The organism is Litoreibacter albidus, assembly GCF_900107015.1.
In the GTDB taxonomy this organism is placed as follows: domain Bacteria; phylum Pseudomonadota; class Alphaproteobacteria; order Rhodobacterales; family Rhodobacteraceae; genus Litoreibacter; species Litoreibacter albidus.
Genome location: NZ_FNOI01000003.1, coordinates 323734 through 349353, shown reverse-complemented (window position 1 = coordinate 349353; position 25620 = coordinate 323734). Strand labels below are relative to the sequence as shown.

Below are 25620 nucleotides of genomic sequence, written 5' to 3'. Positions count from 1 at the left end.
CTAGCTGGTTTTTACCCGAGTTTCTCTGTGCCAGACATAAAGGCCGGCCCCGACGATAACAAGCGCCCCAATGTAAACCGGCCCGTCAGGGTAGCTGTTGAAGAACACGACCCCCCAGACGCTCGAGAAGATAAGCGCCACATAGGTGAACGGAGCCAGCACCGACGCGGGCGCCATGGAAAGCGACCGGATCAGCAGCAACTGGCCCACGGTGCCAAGCAAGCCGACGCCCAGCAGATAGGGCAGGTCCGAGGCCTCGATTGGTTGCCAGAAGAACGGCACCATAACGCAGAGTACCAGTGTGGCAACGGTGCCTGTGTAGAACAGAGATGTCCAAACGTCCTCACCGCGCCCCGCATATCGCGTGGCCAATGCGTAGGTGGAATAGCAAATCGTGCCGCCCAGCGTCAGGAAGGCATAGGGCGTGAAGGCGTCGGAGGTGGGGCGCAGGATAATCATCGCGCCGAGCAGAGCAAAACCCGCAGCGACAGCACGGCGGGGACCGAACTTTTCGCCCAAGAACACCGCCGCGCCAATCATGATGAAGATCGGGCTGATCTGCATGAGCGACGTCGTCTCAATCAACGACATCTTCTTGAACCCGAAGAAGAAAAATCCCGTCGTCGCAAGCAGCGCGAACGCGCGAAATATCTGCAATCCCAGGCGTGTTGTGTGTACCACCGTGCGCAGGCGGGGCAGCACAATCAGGGTTACGACCAGCATCTGAACGGTGTAGCGCGCCCAAAGCGTCTGCACCGTGTCCACGCGGGTGGAAAGGGCCTTGGCGCACACGTCCATCAAGGTGAACATCAGCGTGGCCGCGACCATCAACGCGATACCACGCGCCACATTACTGTGCTGCATTAGGGCGCTTTCGCCAATCCGGTGCCAATCATGCTGTCACGGGTGACAAGCTTGGCCAAGGCGTCAACGGACAGACCGTCGGTGCCTGCGGGGCGCGCGGGCAGCACGATATAGCGCATGTCGGCGGTGCTGTCGTGGACGCGCAGGGTCGTGGTGACAGGCAGCTCCACGCCGAATTCGCGCAGCACAGCGCGCGGTTCACGCACCGCGCGGGAGCGGTACTCACGGGTTTTGTACCAGTCCGGCGGCAGACCGAGCAGGTTGCGCGGGTAGCAAGAGCAGAGCGTGCACACGATCAGGTTATGGATGTGGGCGGTGTTCTCTACTGCGACCAGATGCATGGGGCCGATATCAAAACCCATCTCCCGTGCCGCGTCGGAGCCATTTGCCAGCAAGCGGTTCCTGAAGTCAGGGTCCGTCCAAGCGCGGGCCACCACAGCTGCACCGTTCGCAGGGCTGCGCTCGTCCATCGCGTCGATCTGCGCTTGTATCTGCGCGGCGGAGAGTTCGCCCTTTTCGATCATCAGCTCCCGAATGGCGATTTCCATCGTTTGCCAATAGGTCAGCGCCCCGTCGTTATCTTGCCGATACGGGTGGCCAGAGGGGGACAGGTGGTCATGGTCGTGATGATCATGGGGCATTTTGGTCGATCCAATGCTCGTATATTTCGGCGTCTAACGTATCATGCGTGGCTTCGGCATCGGGCCAGATATGCCCCATCTCAAAGCGGACGCGGTAGAGGGTGCGGGTCGGGGCGGGGACCATATAGGCCAGTTGCTCAGGGTTCTTGAAACCGCCCAAGACGCGCTCGATCACGCCAGTTTTGCCGCGCAAATAATGTGGCGTACGGATATGGCCCAAGGGCGCCATGTCCTTGATGCGGACGGTGGTGCCCACGGCCAGTGTCATGATTGCACCGCGCCGTAGGTGTCGCCGCGGGCTTTCACGTCTTCCATCTTCGCGCCCAGTTCTTCGAGCGAGTAGACCCCAGCCTCAACGAGGTTTTGGTTCAGGGCGGCGACCCACCGCTCGTAGTAGGTCATGCTCTCGAAGGCGGCTTCGCCCATGTCCTCCAACGCGCGGCGCAAGCCGTCCACGGTGAAATGCCCACGTTGTTGGCCAAGGATCACCAGCGCATCGACGCGCTTTTCCCAGATTGCAAAGTCATGCCCTTCCAAGGGAACCGGACCGGCGGCGTCCCCGCCCATGTCGTGCCAACGGTGTGTGGGATCGTCCATGTGTTATCCTTTTGCGAGTGCGTCGACCTGTGGCCCCAGCTGGGGCATCGGGAAACCGGCGGTGTCGAGCGCGGCCAGAATGTCTTTGGTGGGCTGCGTGCCCGCGACCGACAGCGCCCACACAATGGCGGAGCGGGTGCCCGATGCGCAATAGGCCAAGACCTTGCCCTCGACCTTTTGGGCGCTGACATTGTCCATGTTTAACTGCCCCATGACGACGGGGTTTTCGGAGAACCCCAGACCGGCGGCCTTGGCCACGATCTCAATGTCGGATGGTTTATCGCCCGGCGCGCTTTCGGCGGAGGGGCGGTTGCACAGGATGTGGGTGAACCCCTGCGCCTTGATGTCCTCGATGTCGGAGACGTGAATTTGTGGGGTGACGGCGAAGGCGGGGGAGAGTGTGCGAATGTCCATAGATATCAATTACTGCGCGAAGGGCGGCGCGTCCAGCTTTGCGCGCCACAAACGCCCGTGTCAGACCTTTTGCTGGGTGTATTTGCGCAGCTCTGCGCGGGCGACTTGGCGACGGTGTACGGCATCCGGGCCATCGGCGAGCCTGAGCGTGCGCAGATGCGCCCACTGACGTGCGAGCGGCGTGTCTTGCGAAATGCCTTGCGCGCCAAACATTTGCACCGCCTGATCGGTGATCTCTAGCGCGATGCGTGGGGCCTCTACCTTGATCTGGCTGATCCACGGCGCGGCCGCGCGGGCGTCGCCTTGATCCATCATCCACGCGGCCTTGAGGCAGAGCAGGCGGGCCTGCTCAATCTGCATGCGGGCGTTGGCGATGTAGTCGAAGTTGCCGCCAAGCTGGGCCAATGGCTTGCCGAACGCTTCGCGGGCCAGCGCGCGTCGGGTCATGAGTTCCAGCGCCTTTTCGGCCATGCCGATCGCGCGCATACAGTGGTGAATGCGGCCTGGCCCCAAGCGTCCTTGGGAAATTTCAAACCCGCGACCTTCGCCCAAAAGCAGGTTCTCGGCAGGGACGCGCACATCGCTAAAGCGGATATGCATGTGACCGTGCGGTGCCTCGTCGTCGCCGTAGACTTGCATCGCGCGCAACTTCTCGATGCCTTTTGTGTCGGCGGGGACGACGATCATGGAATGCTGCTGATGCTTCGGCCCGTCCGTGGGCGTGCGCACCATAACGATATAGACGGCACAGCGCGGATCACCTGCACCCGTTGCCCACCATTTGTCGCCGTTCAGGATGTAGTCGTCGCCATCACGCACGCAGGAAAGCGCGATGTTCGTGGCGTCGGAGGAGGCGACATCAGGCTCCGTCATAAGATATGCCGAGCGGATTTCACCCGCAAGGAGGGGCGCCAACCACTGCTGTTTCATGGCGTCAGTGCCGTATTTCTCGAACACTTCCATATTGCCCGTGTCGGGCGCGTTGCAGTTGAAGGTTTCGGGGGCGAGATGGGCCTTGCCCATCTCCTCCGCCAGGTAGGCGTATTCCACCGTCGACAGGGCGTGGCCGGTTGTGGATGACCAGAGGTTCCATAGGCCGGTCGCCTTGGCCTTGGCTTTCAATCCTTCCACAATATCGCGTTGGCGTGCGGTGAACTCCCAGCGGTCGCCGATCTCTACTTCCGCGAAATACTCGGCATCGAGCGGCGCGATCTCGTCGCGCACCATAGCCGTGACCGCCGTGCGAATTGGTTGCAGCCGTGCGCTGATGCCTAAGTCCATGAAGTGTCTCCCGTTTGTCTGCGCGAAGGGTCGGCGCAGCGGCGGCGCTTGTCAATCGCGCAAAGCGCGGTAATGTCAGGGGATGGGCGGGACCACAGATTTATTGATTGCCAGTTTGAACCCCTATTTGACGGCGCACGCGCCGCAGTTGGGGGCCGTGCGGCGGCTGGATAAGTTCGGCACAGGCCAATCGAACCCGACCTTCAAGATGACCACCGACACGGGCACGTATGTGTTGCGCACAAAACCCCCTGGCGCGCTGCTGAAATCCGCGCATATGGTAGAGCGCGAATTCGAGGTGATGTCCGGCCTTGCCAAGACCCCTGTGCCAGTGCCAGCGATGATACATCTGGCCAGTGACGACACCTCACCACTGGGTCGCGCGTTCTTTGTGATGGAGCATCTGGAGGGGCGTATCTTCTGGGATCCAAGCCTGCCGGAACTGGAGCGCGAAGAGCGCGGCGCTGTTTATAGCGCGATGGCAGATACATTGGCCGCCCTTCACAACGTTGATGTGGGGGCAGTGGGTCTTGCCAGTTTCGGCAAGCCGGGATCGTATTTTTCGCGCCAGATTGACCGCTGGTCGCGGCAATATCTCGCGTCCGTCGATGAGGCGGATCGCGGGATGACCGGAATAATGGAGTGGCTGGGCTTGCACGTGCCGGACGACGACGGGCAGGTCGCGCTGGTCCACGGGGACTACCGGCTTGATAACATGATGTTCGCCCCGAAAGTGCCTGAGGTCATTGCACTTCTTGATTGGGAACTGTCTACGCTGGGGCATCCGCTCGCGGATTTGGCATATCAATGCATGCAGTGGCGGTTGCCGCACAGTGGCGGTATGCGCGGGTTAGGCGGTTTGGACCGTGCCGCGTTGGGATTACCGTCAGAGCGCGATTATATCGCGCGGTACTGTATGAGGCGGGGTATCGCACCACCGCAGAATTGGGGCTTCTACCTCGTCTTCAGCTACTTCCGTTTGGCGGCGATTTTGCAAGGCGTGGTGGCGCGGGCGAAGGGGGGGAATGCCTCAAACCCCGAAGCGGCGCAAAAATATGCGCAAGCGATCCCTGTCTTGATCAAACAGGCGGTAGACATAGCCCATGATCCAAGCGAAAAAGCCATATGAAACAGGCCCCCAAACACCCCGTCCGGCTGGAACGCCAAGGCACTATTGCGCTGATTGTTATTGAGAACCCACCGGTAAACGCGCTGGGCGTGGCCGTGCGGCGTGGCATTGCGGCGGCGTTGAACGCGGCGGTCGCGCATGACAAGACCGATGCGATTGTGATTGCCGCCAACGGGCGCACATTCCCCGCAGGCGCAGACATTCGCGAGTTTGACATGGCGGCGCAGGAACCATCGCTCGGGCAGTTGTTTGACTTGATCGAGAACGCCCCGAAACCGGTTGTGGCGGCGATACATGGCACCGCGCTGGGCGGCGGGCTAGAGCTGGCGATGGCCGCGCATTACCGGATCGCATCAAGTGATGCGCGTATGGGGCTCCCCGAAATTCATCTGGGCCTTCTGCCCGGCGCTGGTGGGACGCAACGGCTGCCGCGCCTGATCGGGGCGGAGCTGGCGTTCGATATGATGATGTCCGGCAACCAGTTGAGCGCCGGAATTTGCGCCGAGATCGGGCTAATCGACAGCGTTACATCAGGCGACCTGCGGTCGGAGGCGGTGGCATACGCCCGCACGCTGACAGAGGTGCGCCCGACGGCGTTGAACCGTACGCACCTCATGGACGGGGGCGATTACATGGCAACGGTCGCCGCGCGCCGTGCGCAGGTGAAGGCGGACTTGGGGGCGGGGGCACTGGCCCCGTTGAAGATCGTCGACTGCGTGGAGGCGGCTTTGTTGCTGCCGATGGATGCAGGGCTGCAATTGGAGCGCGCGGCGTTTGAGGATTGCCTCGCATCGCGTGAAAGCGCCGGTTTGCGCCACGCCTTTTTCGCGGAACGCAGGGCCGCCAAGTTTCCCGAAGCTGCGGACGCAAAGCCCGCCAAAGTGGAGCGCATCGCCATCGTGGGCGGCGGCACCATGGGATCGGGGATCGCAATTGCGGGCCTTCAAAGCGGCTTTGCCGTGACGCTGGTTGAGCAAGGAGAGAGCGGCGTGAACGCGGCGCTGGAGCAAATCGGCGCGTTCTATGAGCGTTCCATCGCGAAGGGCCGCCTGTCAGAGGCGCAAGGCGCGGCAGCGCTGACGCATCTACAACTGACCAACAAGCTCGACACCTTGGGCGAGGCGGATTTGATCATTGAGGCGATTGGCGAGGATTTTGACCTCAAGGCCAGCATTCTGGCCGAGATAGGGGCCGTGGCGAAGCCGGACGCCGTGATTGCGACCAACACATCCTATCTGGACTTGTCAGCTTTGGCTGCAGCCACAGGTCGGCCAGCCAATACCATCGGTCTACATTTCTTCGCACCTGCGCAGGTTAACAAGTTGGTGGAGGTGGGCGTCCATGACGCGGCATCCGCGCAAGCTGTCATGACAGGCGTGGGGTTCGCCAAGGCGATGGGAAAAACCCCCGTGCGCGCCCGTGTTCATAAGGGGTTTGGAAGCGGCTACATCGGGAACGCCATTCTGGAGGCTTACCGGCTTGCCGCCGACATCATGCTGGAAGACGGGGCGACACCCGCGCAGATCGACGGCGCAATGCGGTCGTTTGGCTTCCCGCTAGGACCGTATCAAATTGCGGATATGTCAGGGCTTGATATCGCTTATGCCCGCCGCCAATCGAAGCCCCGCGACCCTGACGTGCGCTATGTCGAGATTGCGGACAAGATGGTGGAGCAGGGGTGGCTGGGCCAGAAAACGCGGCGCGGGTATTACATCTACGCCGAGGGGCAGCGCACGGGGGTACCGAACGGTGATGTCCTCAAGATGATATCGGAGCACCGTGCGCACAAAGGTATCACCGCGCGCAAGTTCTCGGACCGCGATATTCGTGACCGCATCTTGCTGGCAATCGTGAACGCAGGCGCGCGCCTGCTAGGGGAGGGCGTCGCCGCGCGTCCCAGCGACATCGACACCGTCATGGTGCATGGCTTCGGCTACCCGCGCAGTCGGGGCGGCCCGATGATGGACGCGGACGCGACGACGCCTTCGATCATCGCCTCGCGGCTGTCTGTTCTTGCCCCTGAGGAGCCGTCGCTCTGGGCTGCGGCGCCGGTGCTGACCATGCTGGCGCAAGAGCGCCAGAAGTTTGCGGATTTAAACTAACCTGTGGGCTAAGGCGGTTTCCACGGTTTGGCCAAAGGCCGGGCGGTGCAGTTGCATGACGCCTGTACCCGCATAATTGAGGAGTTACCCATGCCAGAGTTCGCACATTACCCCAGCCTGAAAGGCAAACGCGTCTTGGTCACCGGCGGCGCGTCCGGCATTGGCGCGCTGATGGTTGAGGCATTCGCCGAACAGGGCGCACAGGTCGCGTTCCTCGACCGCGATGCGGAGGCCAGTGCCGCCGTATCCAAGGCCACTGGCGCGGCCCATGCGCTGTGTGACCTGCGCGACGTTCCAGCCACCCAAGCCGCAATCGAGACGCTGGCAGAGGACGCAGGTGCGTTCGAGGTTCTGGTCAACAATGCGGCCCGCGATGATCGCCACAACTGGCAAGACGTGACGCCTGAGTACTGGGACGAACGGATGGCCACGAACCTGCGCCACATGTTCTTTGCCATACAGGCTGTCGCACCCGGGATGATCGCGGCGGGGGCCGGCAGCATCATCAACATGGGCTCGAATTCGTGGATGGAGACTGGCGGGGGCTTCCCTGCCTACACGACCGCCAAGGCGGCGGTGCACGGGTTGACCAGAACCATGGCGCGCGACTTGGGCGATCACCGCATCCGCGTCAACGCGGTGGTGCCGGGCTGGATCATGACGGAGCGGCAGAAGACGCTCTGGGCCACGCCGGACTCACTGGAAAGCCACCGCCAACGGCAGTGCCTGCCGGATTTGATTGATCCGGTTTATGTGGCGCGTATGGTCTTGTTCTTGGCGTCAGATGACGCTGCGATGTGCACGGCGCAAAACTTTCTGGTCGACGCGGGATCTGTCTAAGCGCGTGGGCGTCAGGCCAGAATAATACCCAAAACCACCATCATTAGCCCAACGGCCGAGAGGAGCAGCGCCCCAAGGTTCAGGCCGACAGTGGTCTGCATGACCGCGCGCAGCTCCTCATCGCTGAGCCCTTGTTTGCGCGCGCGCGCAACTTTGACAATGCACCAGATCAGGCCAAGCAAGCCCATCAGTGTGATAACGGCCCCGAGGGGGATCAGGTTTGACATGACGGTGGCTCCTGCAACTGTGTGGCGGTGCAGTATCCCAGTCGCGCGCGCCCCGCAACCGTTTGCACCTTGAAGGCGGGGGCGGGGCTTAGTATCTCGGGGTCTCTGATCCCTCCAAGTGCCAAGGAACCGCCAAATGTCTGACTCCTCCGACGTCGATAGCACCTACCGTGTCACCGCAGATGAGCTGCGCCAGTTCGTAGAGCGCTACGAACGCCTTGACCAAGAAAAGAAAGACCTCGCCGAGGCGCAAAAAGAAGTGATGTCAGAGGCCAAAGGCCGCGGTTACGACACGAAGGTCCTGCGCAAGATAATGGCCCTGCGCAAGCGTGACCCGCAAGACATTTCCGAGGAAGAGGCTGTTCTTGAGATGTACAAAGAAGCTTTGGGTATGTGATTTGCCTACGGCGTCAGAAACGTGACGCCGGGCATCGCGTCCAGCAACTCCAGATCACGGTCGTAGAGCTCTGTTAGCTGGCTGACGTAAGCCTCTGACCATCCCGGCAGGTCGATCTCCTGCTCCATGGCATCGGCCCCGAATTTATCAAGGAAGGCGGCAACAATACGTTGCCGCTGGCCTTCGGACTGCGGCGGATGGGTCTCTAGGTAGCTTTGCAGACGGTTCAAACCGCCGCGCCCCATAATCGTTCCAAGAAAGTCGTTCTCACCGTCAAAGCGAAAGCCTGGGTCGGTCCGCGCAATGGCCTGCAGTATATGCGGCCACTGCAGGGGGGTATCCTCGTTGCACCACACAGTGATGGGCGCATCCGGTACCATAGTACGAATCCGCGTAATCAACTCGGACCAGCGCAACGCCATTGGGTCCGCGCCATCTAGGAACGCTTCGAAGTTCGGCTCTTGGGCGCGCTCAAAAAGCGCCGGAATAAACGTCGCAAAGTTGCGCACAGCGATGCAGAACCGCACATCCTCACGCGAGAACAGGTTGCGCAGCCGCGCAGCCTTGAAGCTCGCCGTGGGGTAGAGCTTGCCGTCGTTGATACTGCGACCTGGGACGCAAAAGAAGCTCTCATGACTTAAGATCACACGGTCGGCGCGATCTTGGTCCATGATGCTGTCCATCAGTGTTTCTTGTACATCCACGGGAGCAACGTCGCCGACCAAGGCTTGTAGGGTCTCACGGATGGCGCGCCGGTAACGCGACGGCTCCGGCACTATGATACCGCGCTCTTCCAATGGGCCCTTGTTTTTATATAGGCATTTCAGAAGGTTGTCTTCGTCCGTGCTGTGAGCGCCGACGTGTAGAACGATTTCCATGCGACAAAGACCTTGGGTAAATTTTCTGGGTTCCACCTATTTACCTACGCCACTTCATGCAATCAAACGGGAAAGCGACGCGAAGTTGAATTTGTTGCATTTCCGGTCTTGCGAAGCCCGCCATCCTCGCATTATAAGCCGCTCAGTGCCCCTATAGCTCAGCTGGTAGAGCAACTGATTTGTAATCAGTAGGTCCGCGGTTCGAGTCCGTGTGGGGGCACCAGAGATTTCAATGGGTTAGCAGGAAACTGCTAGCCCATTTTTCGTTTACAGCAACCACCTAGCTACCACCCTGCATGAAAAAGCGTAGAATTCTGTGGTAATCCGTGCGCAAACGGCATGATCTGTTTTGCGGTTGGTTTGATTTTCAAGTTATTGATTTTAGGTATAAATTTGACTTTTAGTCGATTTTCAGTACACTGTATTTGACAGCATAGCACGCAGTAAACCTGTGTGGCGTGATGTCAGGCGTATCTGGGCAATGCCATTGAGCGCCAAACCCTTCAACATAATCATATATATCAAGGAGCGTACCATGACGGTCAACGCACTCTCAGAACCTGTCAAACTGACAGCTACAATGTCCCCATTGCAAAAGAACCGAACGCTGAATGACCACTTCCGCAAAACGGCCAAGGGCGGAATCGTTTCGATCTCTTGGGGTATCCATATGCTTGGTCGCGCAGAGGCCGACACCATCATGAAAAAGCTCGGTGGGGCGGAGGGCGATAGTAGTTGTGACGCTGGTAGCGAACACGACAGTGGCGAGATCACCGTCAACAGTCGACGTATCTATTGGGAGATCAATTACTACAATAAAGCCTTTGACGACATGTCGCTGGATTCCACCAACCCAGATCAAACGACACGGTTCATGACACTGCTGCTCGACAGCGAGCTTTAGCCCTACGGCTAACCTAAGCGCAGGTCCGTTTAAGGCGGACCTGCCACTCCCCAACATCAACATTCTGAAGGACCGTGGACATGACTGATCACACGAACGAAACATCTGTGCCTGATGCGCAAACCAATGTAGGCACCATACGAGACCTAAATGATCGTTTTCGCAAACTGCAAACCGGCGGCACTCTAATGGCTACCCCCAGTATCATGGATATGGGCCCACATGCCGTTCACGCGATCATGGGCGATATCGCTGCCTTTGATGACTTCACTCCAGATAATGATCCATACGGCGAGCACGACTTTGGCGTTGTCACCTATGACGGACACCGTATCTTTTGGAAGATTGATTATTACAACGATGAGTTGAGCGCAGGCTCAAGTAACCCTGCCGACCCAGATGTAACCACGCGGGTTATGACGGTGTTTCTGGCGAGTGAGTATTAGGTGTTTCCGGCTGTGGCTTGGTTTTGTCAGCGCGCTTCGCCGTTTTCCAACCGTCCCAACTTCTCTTACTATATTTTTCCAGTATTGGGTCGCCCCCGATCTGCAAGATGAAGCCGATTAGGTACTCAGGCGGGACGTCGTTCTTTTCCGCGTAGACCAACTGTCGCGATGATTTCGATATTTGATCTCTGGTCACGAGGCGTTTCTTGCCTTTGCTTAGCCGATTTTCACCTAGAAGTAGAAGGTAGAACCAATGAAAGGGGTTCTGCTCAACGTTTGGGGTTGCGATGCTTGCGGGCGGTTCGTTGTAGGTTTTTGAGACTTCTTGCAAGTATTCGGCAAGGATATGTTGTTTGTCTAAGTCGATCAGTTGTCGACCCAAGATATACACAGAACGCTTCAACACGTTGGCTGGTCGATTGTAGGGAATTTCGTCTCCTTTTGATTGTTTAAAAATACGCTGAAATCTCCTGAGAGCTACGTCTTCCAAATACAGGAAGTCCGATCTTAGCTTGCCCTTGGTTTTCGCTAACCCCCGGAGGATTTCGCCCTCCCTGCTCAAGGCAACATTTTCCTCTGTTCGTTTGACCCGTTTGATTCGCATTTTGCTGGCCTCTTTGTCTGCTTTCTGCCGCAAGGCTCAGAAAATAATTTTTCACCATTTCCGCTGCTGTATCCCTATCGGGATACGAATTTCAAGAGAATTGGCACGTAGAGGTGTCGAGAGGGGGTCCCGTTGGGGTTCGAAGAGCTTTTAAGAAATAGCTGGTCTAGCGGTTTGACCATATCTGAAATCGTTGCAAGTATCTGGTTTTATTGTGTTTTTAAGGTCATATTGGTGTCACTCCATAACACGGGGTAGCGCCATGACAGAAAGCAACCAATGACGGTTCGTTGGATGGCGTTGAAAGAAACAAAATGAAGAAAGAAGGCAACAAAATGGAATATGACCTCACACCTATGATCGGTAATCGTAAGGGTTCCGTACCAACCAGCTTCCTGTCGGAAAAGCAGGCAGCGGGCTATCTCAACATGTCTGTGAGTTGGCTAAGGAAGTGCCGCGACCTCGGAACTGGACCTGTTTGGATGAAGTTCGGTAATTCGGTACGCTACCCAAAGGACGCTTTGCTTGGATATGTTCAGCAATCCACTCGTAACTTTACGGGTGAGAAGCCTTCGACACTGAGCGGACAAGGTCAACGCTGCGACTAAACGACCGAACAGTCTAGTTATCGGATGTGGGCATAATTAACCCACACTGATCTCCGCGTCCAGCGGGTAACAACGCCCAAATCAACAACATTGAAGACCTGCGCGGTAAAGAGCGCATCACGCCTGACGCAATATGCGCGGGAGTAGGGGTGTACCTCTTTGCCGTGTGGGATCCAAATTTCAGATATAGGAGCCAATACATGGCTAACCCTAAGAAGTTCAAAGATCTAAAAAAGAAGACCAGCAAAGAAGCGCTCATATCCAAAAAGGAACGCGCGAGGCCTTGTAAGAGTACCAGTTCTCCCAGCTCCCCACCTCAACAGAGTAATCCAAGTACTGATGTGGACCCCTGTGATACCAAAACTGAGAAACTTTCTCTCGACCCCAACTCCAAAAACCTCACTGACTACGATGACGACTTTGAACATAGCAAACGGATCCATTTAGGGATCTGCAAAGAACATATGTCCAGATGGATCCGATCCTTCACAAAGCGAAAGTTCAAATCCACTGACAGATCCGATTTTGAAGCTTTGCTGGGGAAGGGCCTCGTCTACGCCGATCACATGCCTGCCTCCGATCTAAAGCTCAGGCACAAGATGGGTGACTTTCTGATTGATGAGATGGAGGTGCTTTTCAATCTTTGGGCTGACAACCCCGACCTCGACTTTCAGTGGATCACATTCGTCGGGGACAAGTTCATGTTCAATGAACGGGATGGGGATGCTGAGCTCTACAAATGCAAGAAGGCGGTTCAGGATGTCATTCGCAACAACACCAAGTACAACGCTGTTGGGATCATCGAAACCCAAGCGATCATCAACTACCCCGAGGGTCAAAAGGGAAAGATGTTCTCGGTTCATGCGCATGTGCTTTGTTGGGGACCAAAGGGGCAAACCGCTGGGCTTAAGCGTCACTCGAGGCGGTTCAAATCTAGCATTACAAAGCTTCCCATCTTTTCTTCCAAGGTCGTTCACCTCGAAGGCAGTTTTGGGCGCATCGGTCGTTACATGGCAAAGCCGCCTTATGAGGGGAAGGAGGTCAATCATGACAAGTTGTTGGCAGGGCAGGCCTGCCTTTACCCTGCAAGGCGAATGGAGAAGCATCATGACCTTCGTTTGTTCGAACTCAACGCCAAAACTCCCATGGAAAGCCTAATCTTTGGAGTACGTGACGGTGTTGAAGTCCGTAAGCGCATCGTGAAGCGGATGATCGATTGGCAGGACACACGCAAAGGCGAAGAGGTGAAGCTCGGCCACCGTGTTGACGACTTGTTCGAGGGTTTGTTGAGGGACAACAACAAGCGGCTCAAAAACTACAAGCCGTTGAAGGTGAAGTTCCGCAAGGATCAATAGTTCTTGGGGGTTATTTGATCGGGGAGGGGTGCTTAGTGGCACCCCCTTTTCTGTTTAAATAGCATCATCGAAAGTGAACACCGTCGTGTTTCTGATGGCTACCGTTCGCAAAAGTCTCCTGTGCTTTTCTGATGCTGACCTACTTGGCTAGTTCGGTCGTGGTGTTCTTGGTCCATTAGAGAGCACGGCCTTACTTCTTTGCTTAGTAAATGGTGTGATGCATACGGCATTCTTTATAAGGTGGACTTCTGTATGTTGATCTAAGGTGGAAGGCCTTGCATTCATTGGTTCCGCTCAAAATATTCTCAAATTTGATGATCGAAGCTAATGTTTACCCTACCAAACCTCCATGAACTTATCGGAAACTACCGTAGTGCGACACCTACCTGCGACGTGCTCAAACCGCTTACGCCGTCTATGTTTCTTGGTTCCAGAAAAGGTCGCGGAGCAGACAGCGCTTATAAGGCCGTCGAAAGATCCCTGAAAGCCCCGCCTGACGACGAAGCTGCCAGCTCCTATTGGAAAGGTATGGCTCAAGAATACAGTTCGAGATCAATCTTGTCGTACTTGAACAGTAAGCGGGATTCACCTTTCGTGACGCATGCCGAAATGATGCAGTTCGCTGAGACCCTCGGAGACGAAGAGGGCTACTATTGGCGACGACGCGGCAATCATGAGGACGACCTGTCGAGTTGGCGGGTCCTATCGGCTCACTTCCGCGGCTTCATTGTATATTGTAATGCACGGCATTCGGGGGATGACGACTGGCTGCGCGGACGCAAGCAAATGAAACTTGCTCTAGCGGACATTGAGGCCTTGGAGCTTTTGAGTGCGGAATGTTCGCTGAGTAACAAACGCGAAGGCCTCTTTGAGGAGGTGGGCTTGCTTCTGGACGTCCACCCGCTTGGCAAGACGTCTGCGGGAAGAGAACTTTCGGAACTGCTGAGATCGATAGAAAGCGAGCAGGCCCAAGTCAGCGCAGAAAGAGCCAGCCATGTGGGGCTTAAAATGGCGTTAACGGGAATCCTATGGAAGTTCGCGTTGCTTGAGGCTTTCCTATGCCCCAAACGCCCAGACGAATGGCCGTTGTTATTGCCCAAAACGGTGGACGGCCAGCGTTGCACTGCGAGCCAACAGTGGGTTGAGAGGTTGAAGGTGTTTGTCGAAGATGGGCCTCTGACGGAACTGGGTGAATGGCCGAAGCCAAGAGGTCGTGGCAAGCCATCGACCATCCGGCATATCGCAGAGTTTTTGTACACACACGATTCCAAAGGTCGAAGTCCGGACAAATTAGCCGAGAAACTGGGGCGTATCCTGAACGGGAGGGAGCAGCTGACCTTCAAGTTTGTAGAGGAAACCAACCGTAATTTGAGGGCTTCGACTGAGATGCTCTTCAATGAAGAGACGGATTCATCGGAAGATGTTGCGAAGCGTTTTGAAGAGCGGCTTTCCACACTGAACTTAGATGGGCATGTGGTTGGCTTTGCAGACTATCTTGAAAGAACCTTTGAGCGGGGGATCACTGATAAAGGGCTGGGCAACCTCCAAGGAGCGGTCGAAAGTGTTTGGGCAGAGTGGCCAGCCCTAACGAGAGAGGTTGTACCATTCATCAAAACGAAATGGGATTCATCTGAGTCGGATGTAGAGCCTTGAATAGTGAAGGGCGCGCGAACGCCCCTCACAGCATTACTTGCCTTTCCCATTGTCGGAGCGTCCGCCCCCACTTGGGTTTTCATTCGTGGAAGGCCAGCCCCCTCCATTTCCTTGTCCCTTACCCATTTTTGGCACCCTTAGTTTTCATTGCTGAATTTGACTTGGGCGGGTTGTTGCCGCGTCCATTTCCACTTTCTTTATCTTGCTTCTTCGACGGCGCGTTTTCGAGCTTTTTCGACATGTGATTTCCTTTTGTCTTTGTTTCAATAGTTAACCTTTAGAAGACGAAACCGTCTAATATCCCCCTCGTGCGGGGACATTCTACAAAGACGCAATATTTTCAGACGCTGCTCTCAGTCTCGCGTCTTCCGCCGTCCACCGTTTTGAAACGTCGTTCACGGCCCAAAGCCGACCTTGAGCGTGGGCCTAAAATGCCGCAGTTGCAGCCCGCATTGCGGACGTTCTACTACGGTTACAAAATCGTCTTCTGATCGCAGACTCGACCGCAATCGACCATTGATGGACGAACAACCTCTTTCCTGCAAATATTTGCACCTGGCGCGCGAATTCTCATACTAAATGGTCCTTTGGCACCTGCGCTTTACGTCATTTGGAAGCTGCCAACACGGTTTATAGTTGCCTGTTGGCTGCTTGCGGATCGTGGCTATGACACAGACTGGTTCCGTAACGATCTAAAAGTTACGGACATTGAGCCGTGCATTTCATCGCGAAAGTCTCGTAATGTGGCTATTCCGCACGATAGATCCCGTTACAAACTACGCCACAAAATCGAGAACACGTTTGGCAAGCTCAAGGACTGGCGGCGCATCGCAACCCGCTATGACGGATGCCCAGAACTTTTCCTCTCGACCATAGCACTCACTGCAATTGTATTGTTCTGGTTATGAGTCCTGAACCTAGTGACGCAGCCTCTTCCGGATGTTGGCCTCAGTATCCTCTCGTTCTGCGTCAGACAGATATCCATCGCGAATTTCACGGAGCACTTTAGCAACCTTTGGATGTGTAGAAGCAATTGGAGATGCCCATTCATTGTACTGCGAAGCCAGTTCTCTTTCCTGGTTGCCGCCCTCTCCGCGCCAGTGAGCGCCACGCGAATTGTACTTCCCCATCCGAAACCCCTCGCTCATTCTGCGATTAAGTGTCTCCTCCATAGCATCACGAACGGGTTCACATGGCCACACACCGTCAGCACCAACTGGGGCTTTCGCTAGCAACTGCCCAATCTGGCTATCGCCCACGTCCAAACGTGCCCACTCTTTAAGATGATTTCGTGTCGCCGTGATCCATTCTACCAGACGACTCCCGTCCATATTGCCTTCTTTATCCCTGCCAGGAATCTTGTTCAGGCGATCCAACATTCGGTAGGCTTGCTCCGCTCTCACCCTCATCAGTTCCCGATCCTCGATCTTAAGCTCAGCAGGATCCTCCTGGTCATCAGATCGCTTAAAGACAAAGGCGACAGCCTGAGCGAAGAGTTCAGGGTTCTTATTGATTTGATGCTCAAGATTTGGGATGGCCGCTTCTTCCCTCTCCAGTACAGCTAGATACTGAAATTCTAGTGTGGCCATCTCCGAGACTTTGATTTCGCCGGTCGCGTTCAAGTGTTTGAAGGCCTCCTTGACTGCGTAGCCTTCCATTTGGCTCGCTCGGAAATCTTCTGATGAGACTGCGGCGTCACTCAATATCCGATAAATTGTTCTTGGAGGTACTGCTGAAAGCTCAAACCTAATCATGTCGAAGGTTGCTCGTGGCCGGCCCGCTTTCAGCAAGTGGTCCACGGCATAACTCAAGTCTTGAGGTGTCCCGCGAAAGAAGCCTGTATTTACTTTCCGCCAGTAGTTCGTGCTACTCACATCACCGAGGCCGTCAACAAATTCCCATGTTTGGCCGTCAAATGGTGCCAGAGGCGGGAGTTGCTCCAACTGCTCGAGGTCGAGCTTTGTTTTTAGATCAGTAAGCAACTCAATCATCAGGTCGAGTTGTTGAGATCGATGGAGCACGCCCGACAGCATAGCACGATCCTTGTGAGAGTGCTCAATTTGGTCGTTTGTGATGACTTCAGATACGAAGTTCACGCGCTCCTCTGTTGATGAAAGCACTTCGAACGCGAACCAGCCTACTTGGAATCCACCTTCACCAATACGTGAAAGACGAAGAAGGCCGGAAAAGCCCGCTGTTTCATAAACCTCTTCAACGGCGTTCTTTCGGGCTTCTTTTATGTGGGCATCACGAGCCTCTCCGACTAGGTCCTCCTTATCGCCATGCAGCTCATCAGCAGACCATTCAACCCAGTTGGTCAAAAACAACCAGGCATGCCTCTGTACGATGTCGGTGGGTTGCAGCGAGTCGTAAGCACGTTTGGCGGCTTTGAGCAGTCTGACATTCGGACGTTGTTCTTCCGTCTGGTCTTTGCGCCTACGGGCGCGCTTGGTCATCATATTTCTGCGCACCGTTTCACGCAGGCTAGCTTTTTCTGCCTCTAATGCCGACTTGGCCCACTCGTCCACAAGTTTCCAAACTGTTTGTTGGTCTTCATCAGGCAGTGAGCCAACACATCGAACTAGGTCCCCAAGTGTTTCTTCATTGTGCGAAGCCCAATTTAAAGCGACGTCAAGAGCCCTTCTCGACATTTGGTAACGTTCAGTCCCTGGAACTCCATTTCCCGAACCTTGTGCGTCAGGCCGCCATCTCGGTCTGTGGTTCGGACTTGCAGTACTATGCCCCGGTTCAAATTGATTTACACAGATGCTCCATGCAACCTCCGGATACCGTTTAACAAGGTATTCAAGAGCGGCAATGCGACCTTCGATCGGAGCCGAGGTTTGCGGCAGCCAACACCGAAAGAACGAACCGAGAGAGTTGATTGGCTTGTTCACCCAGTTGTCATCGAGTTTTTTCTCAGAAAGCCTCGCAAGAACATCAACGACCCTGATGAGTCTTTCCGGTGCCCATGCAATGTTTTCAAGCGCCCAGAGCAATCCAGTCCTCGGATTTGAACCCCATATTCCAGTTCCAGCGGGCCGAACCAGCTCAAACGCAGCTGGGTTTTCCATGACAAGATCTTCTTCTAGAATACTCAACAACTCGTCTGGAGCAGCCTCTGCGTACATCGGTAGGTCGTGTGAATGAGCTTCAAGTGTTCGCCCAGTGAGCGGCATCAAGAGGTTGCGGACCAGCATTCCGACCCGGTGAGATGGGTCAAAGCCAAGCCGATCCTGAAATAGTTCACGTCCGTAAACAGCAATTAGAACCAAAGTTTCTGAAATTCCTTCACGCAACGGCCCTGAGATATCGCGCTTCTTGCCATGGATGTTTGCCATCCAGCGTTCCCCCTCTGGCAAGTCGAGTGCCGGATCATCTTCACTAAGAACGAGCTCGGAAATTTCCAAAAAACGCTCAATATCTGCGGTGGTCATCTGTTGACCAATTGCGAACAATGCGTCGATTTTTGAGACGACTCCTCGGTAAGCCCCAACGCTCCAAACCGGCGAATCCTCCAAGTTCAACAATTCTAGCTGACCTTGTTCTACATCGTCATATGAATCCTTACCGCCAATCAGCTGTAGGACGTCTTGATCGGACGGAGAGCGAGAGTCCCACGACCCTGCAAGAGCCACTGGGATTAGCAGCCGAGAAAATCTTGAATCTGCGCTCCAACTCGGAGTGCGTATTGCTTCCGTACTTGAGAGCCTTCGGCGCAATACCGTAATCGACCGCCCGGTTTCATGACTGAGCCTGTCGATCTCGTCGTTGTTGAAACCCATTTCAGAAAGGGCAGTGTTAAAGGCGCCGTAGCTCAAAGTGCCAATGGTAACGTCAGGATCGAGGCTACTAATGTTCTTTGGTTGAACAATGATGCTTGCAATCTTTCCCCTATAAGGAGCGAGTTCCCGCTCTATCAATGGAGATGCAACGACCGGTATGATCTTCACGTTTCGGGCAATAAGTGCTGGTAATACCCCAGGTTCAGAAAAAAGCACCATCCGGTCGCGTAGCTCTTTTAGTTCTCCCTTTGACGAAAACGCAGCGTCAATGAATGCCAAGCCTTCGCCACGGGAGTCCGCTGAAATGGTAACGGTGTCAGTCGCTTCAAGTTTCGTTGCGATCTTTCCGAGTGTATCTCCGTTGAAAGCTTCCGAAAACAGCGAATGGACCAGAGCTGGCTTGCAGTCGGCTGACCACGTCTTCCAATGAGCGCGAAGAGCCAAAGTACCCTTTGATGGCGTGTGCGTTTCATTTGAGAACCACACTTGCCCTGGTATGGATTGCTCCAACCACTGTTCTAGATCGCTTGCGTCGTAGGCCCTTACATCTTTCCATTGTTTCTCTGCACGACGCTGAACAACCCAATCACTTTTCCCGGCCCAACGCATGGTCGTGACGAAAACGAAGGTTGTCTGCAACCGCTCTCCTTCGGGGAGTTTGAGGCTCTTGGTATAGTCTTTGTCTGCCTTCGGTTTTGGCTCTTTGTTAGTGCCGAATTCCCAGCCGGATCTGCCACTCGGAACCCAAGGGTTTCCTGATGACACTTCTACAAAGCCGTCCCAACCAGGTCTCTGACTGTCGTCATTCGCCGGAAAATCGATCTGGGAGACCTCTTCAACTGTTGTATTCACCAACCTCCTTAATAGGACCGCCAATCGACTTCTTGGCGCAATACGATCTGCACCCCAATCTTCAATGTCGTGTGATGTGATGTTGAGAAAAGTAGGGACGAATGTCTTTATTGTCTCGCCCTTAATATGAGCAACAGCGTTCGTCGCTTCGCTCGAGGCTTGCCTCTGAAGCAAGCCCTCAGCATTTGTTGCGAACGTACGCTCCATCCTTTGGGCCATTTCTGGTGAAAGCGAAGCGTTCCCGTTTAACAAGTTCGATAAAGCAGGTCGACCGACCCCCAATAACTTCGCAGCTTTCGTAACGCTCATTCCGCTTGGGATGACGTGCTCGCGAATATGTGCGCCGATGTTTTTGCCGTCTCGTCCAGTAGCCATAGCTCACCATAATCCGGTTGCTGCGATGTGTATTGTATTGTGTAGCGTTACGCGATACACTAGTTGTTGTCCGGTCGCGCGTCAAGCGCCTTAGCGAAGACTATCTCGGGGGACAGAGACCGCGAAACACTGAACGGAGCTGGTGCGATGACCTGGAAAGATCTGATATCTGAAGCGGAGCTATCCTTTGGTTTCATCAATGGGCAAGGTTTGGGATCATTTCTACTTGCGCTTGTTCTTATCGCCTTGATCATCAGTAAAGCGCGGGACGACACATTCTTAAAACAAATAATGAAGCGCTTTTGGGGATTCATTGAGCGCTAGCATTAAGCCCCTGCGAGCATCCGCTGTTCCCAGCAGCTACAATTTTGTGTCCAATGTCGAACTTCCGCTTCTCTTGAACGCCACGCAAGTATCTTGCTTACGCAGCGAACGTCCGCTTTCCGCCCTTAATGTTGAGTAACGCAAGCCTCCCAAGGCCAAACCTGAAGTGCTTCACAAATGGTCGTCTGTCTCATGCTGTACTCACAGCGAAGGTCAGCGTTGGAAGTAATGTACTTTTCTTAACCCCACAAATGTCTCATGATTTGAAACCATAGCTGGCCACTTTACCGTCGGTCTGACCTGCCCCCTCACTCTAAGCGGAATATTTCAATCATGAATGCAAGGCTGGACCAATTCATCACGATCTTGGAAATGCAAATTCCTGTCCGCGAGAACACAAAACTCTATGCAGGTTTTGAAGCGCTTCGTAGTTGCGACGGAAAGACCTACCGTAAGTTTCGTGACCTTTGTGGAGGCCCTAAAGGCAGTCCAGAAAGGCAGTTTTCACCTTCGACTGTATTGCGAATTGCTGAGGAGGAAGGGTTCGCGCGCCTTGAATTATCAATTGGGCCTCAGCCGGGCGAGAGTCCAGTCATATCGAATACCTCATCATACAGTTTTTCGGACCAAGTCCTAACTGCACTAAAAGCAGCCGCATCAGACAACGATGTTCAAGAGATCATTCGCAATGAAGCTGAAGTAATCGGTCGCTTCGGTCCAATTTTTCATCCGCATGAAATTGGAACGATAAGCGAAGACGACTTTCGCGATTTTTTGAAGTTCGAAAACAATAAACACTGGACGACACTCGAGCGTCAAAAGAACCGGCTTTGTGAAGACATGGATGACCTTCGTGAGGCGCTTTCAGTACTTGTGGACGAAACGCGGCCAATCGCTAATCGTTTTGATGAGGCGTCTGAACTGCGGGGCCTAGGGAAAGGCACAATGTCTGCAATTCTCCTTGTTGCATATCCCGATCGCTATGGCGTTTGGAACGGTGTTTCTGAAGCTGCATTGCTGAATAGCGGCTTATGGCCAAAACTCGATCGTGGAGCCACAAAAGGAGAGAAATATGACGCCATTTGTCAGGTGCTTCGAGACATTGCCCAAAACCTTAACATCAGTCTCTGGACGCTAGATTCACTTTGGTGGAGAGCCAATTTTGACAACGACGAAATCGAACCATCCCAAAAGAGAACATCGCCCAATCCCCCTCAAAAAAACGAAGGGCGCGTCCTTGGCTGTCTCGAAAAATCTATCTGGGAAATAAAGAACAGCGTTCTAGAAACAGTCAAAAATTCGAATGGTCAGATCAAGGAGACGACTGTCAAAAACAAGGAGCTCTTGATGTCTGATCAAGAGCTTGAAGTCCACATTCGAGAACTCCTTGAACAGGGAAACCGTCAATGCGCCATAACAGGTTTAAACTTCGAGTTCGTGGGTGATGGCGACAACAAACATTTGCGGCCATCGCTAGACCGGATCGACAGTAACGGCCACTACGAAAAATCCAACGTTCAACTGGTTTGTCGGTTTGTCAATTTCTGGAAGCAAGCAACACCAGACAGCGAATTTAGGGACTTGATTAGGCTAGTTCGGGAGTCCGTTAACTTGTAGGAACGCATTTAGACCCTTCTACAAAGTTTTGCCTGTTGAGGAAGTGAAGGCACCTAACCCGTAATACTTTCATGGGAGCCGCTTCGCCCTTTTCGCAGAACAGATCTCGGTACGTGCCGCAGCTGACTTCCGCAAACCGCCCAAAAGGTCTATTTCAACCCCAACATCAGATCATAGCATTCAAATACTGGTCTGCCTGAGTATTATTTTATAGCAGCGCCAATTGCTTGCCCTATGGTATCTGCCGCCCTAAGCGCAGGGTCGGCGTCGACATGTGCATAGCGTGCTGTTGTTTGCGTTTGCGTGTGTCCTAGCAAGCGCCCGATGATTGGGAGCGCAACGCCTTGGCCAACAGCTACGCTTGCAGCCGTGTGGCGTAGGTCGTGTATCCGCAGGTCATCAAGCTTGGCTTCTTCACAGATAAGCTTCCACGGCTTCGCTAGATTCACGATGCTTTGGCTGGCCTTCATGCCGGGGAACACAAACTTGGAAGATTGATGTCGCGTGGTGATCTTTTGGCTTTCAAGCACAGTAATTGCCTCATTGCTGAGAAACAGCGGCTTTGCGCCCGTCTTGCTGTCTGGCAGGGCAATAATCCTGCGGTCCCAATCAATCCAATCCCACTCGCAGTTTGAGATTTCGCTTCGTCGCGCACCCACGAACAGAAGCAACCGAAACAGGTTCGCCATGTCCGGCCATATGAGGCCGTCATCTACAAGGCTGGACAGAGCCGCGCCCAATCGTTCCAGTTCTTGCTGCGACATGTATCGTTCACGCTTTCCTTCTGCGTGGCGGCGAACGTAGCGGCAAGGGTTCGTGCCTTGTTGCCGCCATTCCCATATCTCCGCGAGGGTCATCATCTTTGATAAGACCGCAACCGAACGGTTCGCCTGATAAGGAGTGGCGCTCATAGCGCTGTGCATTCGGTCTACATCTGAACGAGAGATATCGGCAACGCGGCGCTTACCAAGGTTCGGCTCAAGAATGTTACGCCACAAGGAATGGTAGTCGCGTATCGTTGCAGACTTTAGCCGCTTCATTTCGCCAGCATCAAAACGCTCCCACAAGTCAGTGAGGGAGGGGGCCTCGCGCTTCGCCATCTTATCGGCTTGCGGGTCTTCGCCACGGACTACCGCAGTCGCAAACTCACGGGCAATGTCTCGGGCGCTTTCCAATGGTATCTCGCCATGGTTTCCGATTGTGACCCAGCGAGTGGAGGCACGTCGTCCGCCACCATGTTGCCGATACTTGTAGATGTAGCGCTTCTTGCCTGATTGCAGGACCTTAACTCCAAACCCCGTTAGAGAGCTGTCCCAGATGAACGTAGGCTTAGTTGGATCAGGCTCAGCATCGTCAATTCGTCGTTTGGTCAGTTTCATGGGTTGCCTCTTCCATCTGCAAAATGAGCCATAGCAACCACCCAGCTACCACCGTGCGTGTTGTTATGTGACAATGCAAAGTAACAGAATGCACGCGTTCAGCAATTAAAAATCAATGTTTTCAGTGTGTTGTGGTGTATTGGGGCGCAGCGTGGCAAAGCGTAGTAGAACACGAAATTCAAATTTGTAATCAGTAGGTCCGCGGTTCGAGTCCGTGTGGGGGCACCATTTTTCCATCCAGATTTATCCAATGACATCCAAATAAGCCTTGTTTATAAGGTTTGTATCGAGATCGTTTGTCCAGCGCTGTTTTGCTACGTCCGACAGCGTACCCCCAGATTGGGGGTATTTTGGGGGGTGCGATGAAAATTGGAAAAACTGCGTACCCCCACCATGCCTTTGAGCGACATTAGGATTCGAAATCTGAAATCGACGGATAAGCCCTACAAAGTGAGCGACTTTGAGGGGCTTTTCATACTGGTCAAGGTTAGCGGATCGAAGTCATGGTGGTTCAAGTATCGCATTGATGGCAAAGAGAAGTTGTTCGTAATCGGTGATTACCCGGCTGAGAGTTTGGCAAAGGCGCGTCAGGCGCGTGATATGGCGAAAGCGCAACTGGCAGACGGGATTGATCCCAATGAGGCTAAGCAAGAAGACAAGCGCATTCGTCTAGAGGCGAAGGGACGGATCTTTGCCAAGATCGGCGAGGCCTTTCTGGCGAAACAGCGTGAAGAGGGGAAGTCTGCAGCGACGCTGTCAAAGACGGAATACCACCTGAAATTGGCGAACCAAGATTTTGGTCGCAAGCCGATTACTGAGATCACCGCGCCGATGATCCTAAAGACGCTCCGCAAGGTCGAGGCTAAAGGTAATTATGAGACTGCGCATCGGCTGCGCGCCCGCATCGGGTCTGTGTTCCGATACGCCGTCGCTAGCGGACTTGCTCAGAATGATCCTACCTACGCGCTACGCGACGCGCTGATACGACCGAGCCGCGTTCATCGCGCCAAAGGCGCTGGGCCGTCTAATGACCGAGATCGACGGTTTCGAGGCGCAGGCGCAGGCGACGACGAGGATCGGGTTGAAGCTATTGGCGATACTTGCGCAACGACCGGGTGAGATCAGGAATGCGGTTTGGTCCGAGTTTGACCTTGAGGAACGCGTATGGTCGATCCCCGCCGCTAAGATGAAAATGCGTCGCGATCACAACGCGCCGTTGCCGGATCAAGCGATTGCCTTGCTCGAAGAACTGAAGTTCCTGAACAATCGCGGGGATTACCTGTTCCCGTCATTGCGCACATGGACGCGTCCGATGTCAGAAAACACCCTTAACGCTGCTTTGAGGCGGATGGGGTATGCGGGTGATGAAATGACGGCTCATGGTTTCCGTGCGTCGTTCTCGACCTTGGCAAATGAAAGCGGGTTGTGGAACCCCGACGCGATTGAGCGTGCGCTGGCGCATGTTGAGAAGAATGAAGTGCGACGGGCTTATGCGCGGGGGGAGCATTGGGAAGAGCGTGTGCGGCTCGCTGATTGGTGGGCTGGTTTCTTGGAGGCGCAGCAGTCAGGTTAGTTGCGAAGGATTCTAGCCAATGAGTGTTGATGTGACTGAAGAAGAGAAGCTTTTCGCCGATGTCCGTAGTAAAATTATTGAGGAGCTGCTGAGGCGCAAATTGGGCCAGCTCTCAAGTTGGAAGAAGCCTACCTTACTACACTCGATCGGCCCGACTGACGTCGATGTGTTTGACAAGTTTGAAGCGGAGCGTGACCGGCTACGTGCATTGGTCCGCTCAAAGCTGGATTCTATGTCTAATCGCGACATGATGCATGTGGTTGGGCAAAGCGATGATTATGACAGCGTGAGTGCTGAGGAATGGCAAGGTTTCTTGCTGGAAGAGATATCACAATTGCATCGCAATTTGCCTAATGCGTGCGGCTCGGTCTAGGGCATCCTGATCTCGCGGCGGATATCGAGTATTGGGGAAAAATGGCTCGTTATTCGCTTCATGAAGCTTTGATGCTTTCGGTTGGGATCGATCCCGAAGTGATTACAGGAAAAATCCTAGACCAAATGGCAACACGGAAAACATCGCTGCCGTCGATAGAGTTTCTGGTCAAAAGGAGAGAACTGTTTCGTAGAGCCTTCCGGGGTGGTCTTGATGGTTTCTACCCGGTCCGCCCTGGCTGGCTTCTGGACTGGTTCAATAGCATTTCCCTTGAGGTCCATTTCGGCTTCAAGGAAGCGCTGGTCAAGCGAAGTGGTTCGCCCGCTCCGCATGTCAAAGAAGCTGAACCTGTCGCACAAACTCTCACAACGCAGGAACGTGATTCACTTCTGAACTAGTCGC

27 protein-coding genes, 1 tRNA gene and 1 pseudogene are annotated in these 25620 nt (G+C 54.6%); 17 read left to right on the top strand and 12 right to left on the bottom strand.

Annotated elements, in window-relative coordinates:
* Genes BLW66_RS10125 through BLW66_RS10100 form a run of 6 tightly spaced genes read right to left on the bottom strand, consistent with a single transcriptional unit; the run spans position 1 to position 3797 of the window.
* Complete coding sequence (locus tag BLW66_RS10125) at positions 1–864, bottom strand: DMT family transporter (protein WP_089947024.1); 864 nt, start codon at positions 862–864, stop codon at positions 1–3.
* Positions 864–1505, bottom strand: coding sequence for a nitrile hydratase subunit alpha (nthA, locus tag BLW66_RS10120; protein WP_089947023.1), 642 nt, complete (start codon positions 1503–1505; stop codon positions 864–866). Before nthA ends, BLW66_RS10125 begins: the two co-directional genes overlap by 1 nt.
* On the bottom strand, positions 1495–1773 hold the full coding sequence (locus BLW66_RS18215) for an SH3-like domain-containing protein (RefSeq protein ID WP_089947022.1): 279 nt from the start codon (positions 1771–1773) through the stop codon (positions 1495–1497). The genes nthA and BLW66_RS18215 overlap by 11 nt, the downstream gene beginning before the upstream one ends.
* Positions 1770–2102 carry an SH3-like domain-containing protein gene (locus BLW66_RS18210; RefSeq protein ID WP_280140678.1) on the bottom strand — a complete coding sequence of 111 codons (333 nt, stop codon included), beginning with the start codon at positions 2100–2102 and terminating at the stop codon, positions 1770–1772. Before BLW66_RS18210 ends, BLW66_RS18215 begins: the two co-directional genes overlap by 4 nt.
* Positions 2103–2105: 3 nt before the next feature.
* On the bottom strand, positions 2106–2516 hold the full coding sequence (locus tag BLW66_RS10105; protein ID WP_089947021.1) for a protein tyrosine phosphatase family protein: 411 nt from the start codon (positions 2514–2516) through the stop codon (positions 2106–2108).
* A gap of 60 nt (positions 2517–2576) precedes the next feature.
* Positions 2577–3797: an acyl-CoA dehydrogenase family protein gene (locus tag BLW66_RS10100; protein ID WP_089947020.1), complete on the bottom strand. Its 1221-nt coding sequence runs from the start codon at positions 3795–3797 to the stop codon at positions 2577–2579.
* Positions 3798–3879: 82 nt separating this feature from the next.
* Here BLW66_RS10100 and BLW66_RS10095 point away from each other — a divergent pair, with 82 nt between their 5' ends.
* From BLW66_RS10095 to BLW66_RS10085, 3 genes are all read left to right on the top strand, one after another.
* Positions 3880–4926 carry a phosphotransferase family protein gene (locus tag BLW66_RS10095; RefSeq protein ID WP_089947019.1) on the top strand — a complete coding sequence of 349 codons (1047 nt, stop codon included), beginning with the start codon at positions 3880–3882 and terminating at the stop codon, positions 4924–4926.
* Positions 4923–7028 (top strand): 3-hydroxyacyl-CoA dehydrogenase NAD-binding domain-containing protein, encoded by a 2106-nt coding sequence (locus BLW66_RS10090; protein WP_089947018.1) that lies wholly within the window; start codon positions 4923–4925, stop codon positions 7026–7028. The genes BLW66_RS10095 and BLW66_RS10090 overlap by 4 nt, the downstream gene beginning before the upstream one ends.
* Before the next feature lie 90 nt (positions 7029–7118).
* Positions 7119–7868 (top strand): SDR family NAD(P)-dependent oxidoreductase, encoded by a 750-nt coding sequence (locus BLW66_RS10085; RefSeq protein ID WP_089947017.1) that lies wholly within the window; start codon positions 7119–7121, stop codon positions 7866–7868.
* 11 nt (positions 7869–7879) lie between these two features.
* Here the strand turns inward: BLW66_RS10085 and BLW66_RS10080 are convergent, their stop codons facing one another.
* Complete coding sequence (locus BLW66_RS10080; protein ID WP_089947016.1) at positions 7880–8095, bottom strand: hypothetical protein; 216 nt, start codon at positions 8093–8095, stop codon at positions 7880–7882.
* A 136-nt stretch (positions 8096–8231) separates the two neighbouring features.
* On the opposite strand from BLW66_RS10080, the gene BLW66_RS10075 reads away from it, so the two are divergent.
* Positions 8232–8492, top strand: a complete 261-nt coding sequence (locus BLW66_RS10075) for a DUF2312 domain-containing protein (protein WP_089947015.1) — start codon at positions 8232–8234, stop codon at positions 8490–8492.
* 5 nt (positions 8493–8497) lie between these two features.
* Here BLW66_RS10075 and BLW66_RS10070 read toward each other — a convergent pair whose 3' ends face one another.
* Entirely contained in the window at positions 8498–9370 is an 873-nt protein-coding gene (locus BLW66_RS10070) for a hypothetical protein (protein WP_089947014.1), read from the bottom strand.
* 147 nt (positions 9371–9517) lie between these two features.
* Here BLW66_RS10070 and BLW66_RS10065 point away from each other — a divergent pair.
* The 3 genes from BLW66_RS10065 to BLW66_RS10055 all read left to right on the top strand — a co-directional run bounded on the left by BLW66_RS10065 (position 9518) and on the right by BLW66_RS10055 (position 10720).
* Positions 9518–9593: transfer RNA gene (locus BLW66_RS10065), tRNA-Thr, on the top strand.
* A 357-nt stretch (positions 9594–9950) separates the two neighbouring features.
* Positions 9951–10274: a DUF3768 domain-containing protein gene (locus BLW66_RS10060; RefSeq protein ID WP_089947092.1), complete on the top strand. Its 324-nt coding sequence runs from the start codon at positions 9951–9953 to the stop codon at positions 10272–10274.
* An 80-nt stretch (positions 10275–10354) separates the two neighbouring features.
* Positions 10355–10720, top strand: a complete 366-nt coding sequence (locus BLW66_RS10055; RefSeq protein WP_089947013.1) for a DUF3768 domain-containing protein — start codon at positions 10355–10357, stop codon at positions 10718–10720.
* Here BLW66_RS10055 and BLW66_RS10050 read toward each other — a convergent pair.
* Positions 10689–11324: a hypothetical protein gene (locus tag BLW66_RS10050; protein WP_089947012.1), complete on the bottom strand. Its 636-nt coding sequence runs from the start codon at positions 11322–11324 to the stop codon at positions 10689–10691. The genes BLW66_RS10055 and BLW66_RS10050 overlap by 32 nt on opposite strands.
* Positions 11325–11638: 314 nt before the next feature.
* On the opposite strand from BLW66_RS10050, the gene BLW66_RS10045 reads away from it, so the two are divergent.
* From BLW66_RS10045 to BLW66_RS10035, 3 genes are all read left to right on the top strand, one after another.
* Complete coding sequence (locus BLW66_RS10045; RefSeq protein WP_089947011.1) at positions 11639–11932, top strand: helix-turn-helix domain-containing protein; 294 nt, start codon at positions 11639–11641, stop codon at positions 11930–11932.
* Positions 11933–12132: 200 nt separating this feature from the next.
* Positions 12133–13287, top strand: a complete 1155-nt coding sequence (locus BLW66_RS10040; protein WP_089947010.1) for a hypothetical protein — start codon at positions 12133–12135, stop codon at positions 13285–13287.
* A gap of 786 nt (positions 13288–14073) precedes the next feature.
* Positions 14074–14940, top strand: coding sequence for a hypothetical protein (locus tag BLW66_RS10035; RefSeq protein WP_139254558.1), 867 nt, complete (start codon positions 14074–14076; stop codon positions 14938–14940).
* A 118-nt stretch (positions 14941–15058) separates the two neighbouring features.
* Here the strand turns inward: BLW66_RS10035 and BLW66_RS18205 are convergent, their stop codons facing one another.
* Complete coding sequence (locus BLW66_RS18205) at positions 15059–15181, bottom strand: hypothetical protein (protein ID WP_280140677.1); 123 nt, start codon at positions 15179–15181, stop codon at positions 15059–15061.
* A gap of 397 nt (positions 15182–15578) precedes the next feature.
* Between BLW66_RS18205 and BLW66_RS10030 the strand changes: the two are divergent.
* A pseudogene (locus BLW66_RS10030) lies at positions 15579–15848 on the top strand (transposase); the annotation flags it as partial.
* Between the two features lie 9 nt (positions 15849–15857).
* On the opposite strand, the gene BLW66_RS10025 reads toward BLW66_RS10030, so the two are convergent.
* A complete protein-coding gene (locus BLW66_RS10025; RefSeq protein ID WP_089947007.1) occupies positions 15858–19952 on the bottom strand; it encodes a helix-turn-helix transcriptional regulator in 4095 nt (1364 codons plus the stop codon).
* Between the two features lie 147 nt (positions 19953–20099).
* Here BLW66_RS10025 and BLW66_RS17915 point away from each other — a divergent pair, with 147 nt between their 5' ends.
* Positions 20100–20276, top strand: coding sequence for a hypothetical protein (locus tag BLW66_RS17915; protein WP_170833451.1), 177 nt, complete (start codon positions 20100–20102; stop codon positions 20274–20276).
* 333 nt (positions 20277–20609) lie between these two features.
* Complete coding sequence (locus BLW66_RS10020) at positions 20610–21893, top strand: hypothetical protein (protein WP_089947006.1); 1284 nt, start codon at positions 20610–20612, stop codon at positions 21891–21893.
* A 203-nt stretch (positions 21894–22096) separates the two neighbouring features.
* Here the strand turns inward: BLW66_RS10020 and BLW66_RS10015 are convergent, their stop codons facing one another.
* A complete protein-coding gene (locus BLW66_RS10015; RefSeq protein WP_089947005.1) occupies positions 22097–23272 on the bottom strand; it encodes a site-specific integrase in 1176 nt (391 codons plus the stop codon).
* Between the two features lie 369 nt (positions 23273–23641).
* Here BLW66_RS10015 and BLW66_RS18120 point away from each other — a divergent pair, with 369 nt between their 5' ends.
* From BLW66_RS18120 to BLW66_RS10000, 4 genes are read left to right on the top strand one after another with little or no spacing between them, the layout of a single operon-like run.
* A complete protein-coding gene (locus tag BLW66_RS18120; protein WP_244508614.1) occupies positions 23642–24391 on the top strand; it encodes a tyrosine-type recombinase/integrase in 750 nt (249 codons plus the stop codon).
* Positions 24300–24845: a tyrosine-type recombinase/integrase gene (locus tag BLW66_RS18115; protein ID WP_244508613.1), complete on the top strand. Its 546-nt coding sequence runs from the start codon at positions 24300–24302 to the stop codon at positions 24843–24845. Before BLW66_RS18120 ends, BLW66_RS18115 begins: the two co-directional genes overlap by 92 nt.
* A 19-nt stretch (positions 24846–24864) precedes the next feature.
* On the top strand, positions 24865–25218 hold the full coding sequence (locus tag BLW66_RS10005) for a hypothetical protein (RefSeq protein WP_089947004.1): 354 nt from the start codon (positions 24865–24867) through the stop codon (positions 25216–25218).
* Positions 25219–25259: 41 nt separating this feature from the next.
* Positions 25260–25616, top strand: coding sequence for a hypothetical protein (locus tag BLW66_RS10000; RefSeq protein ID WP_089947003.1), 357 nt, complete (start codon positions 25260–25262; stop codon positions 25614–25616).
* Positions 25617–25620 lie beyond the last annotated feature (4 nt).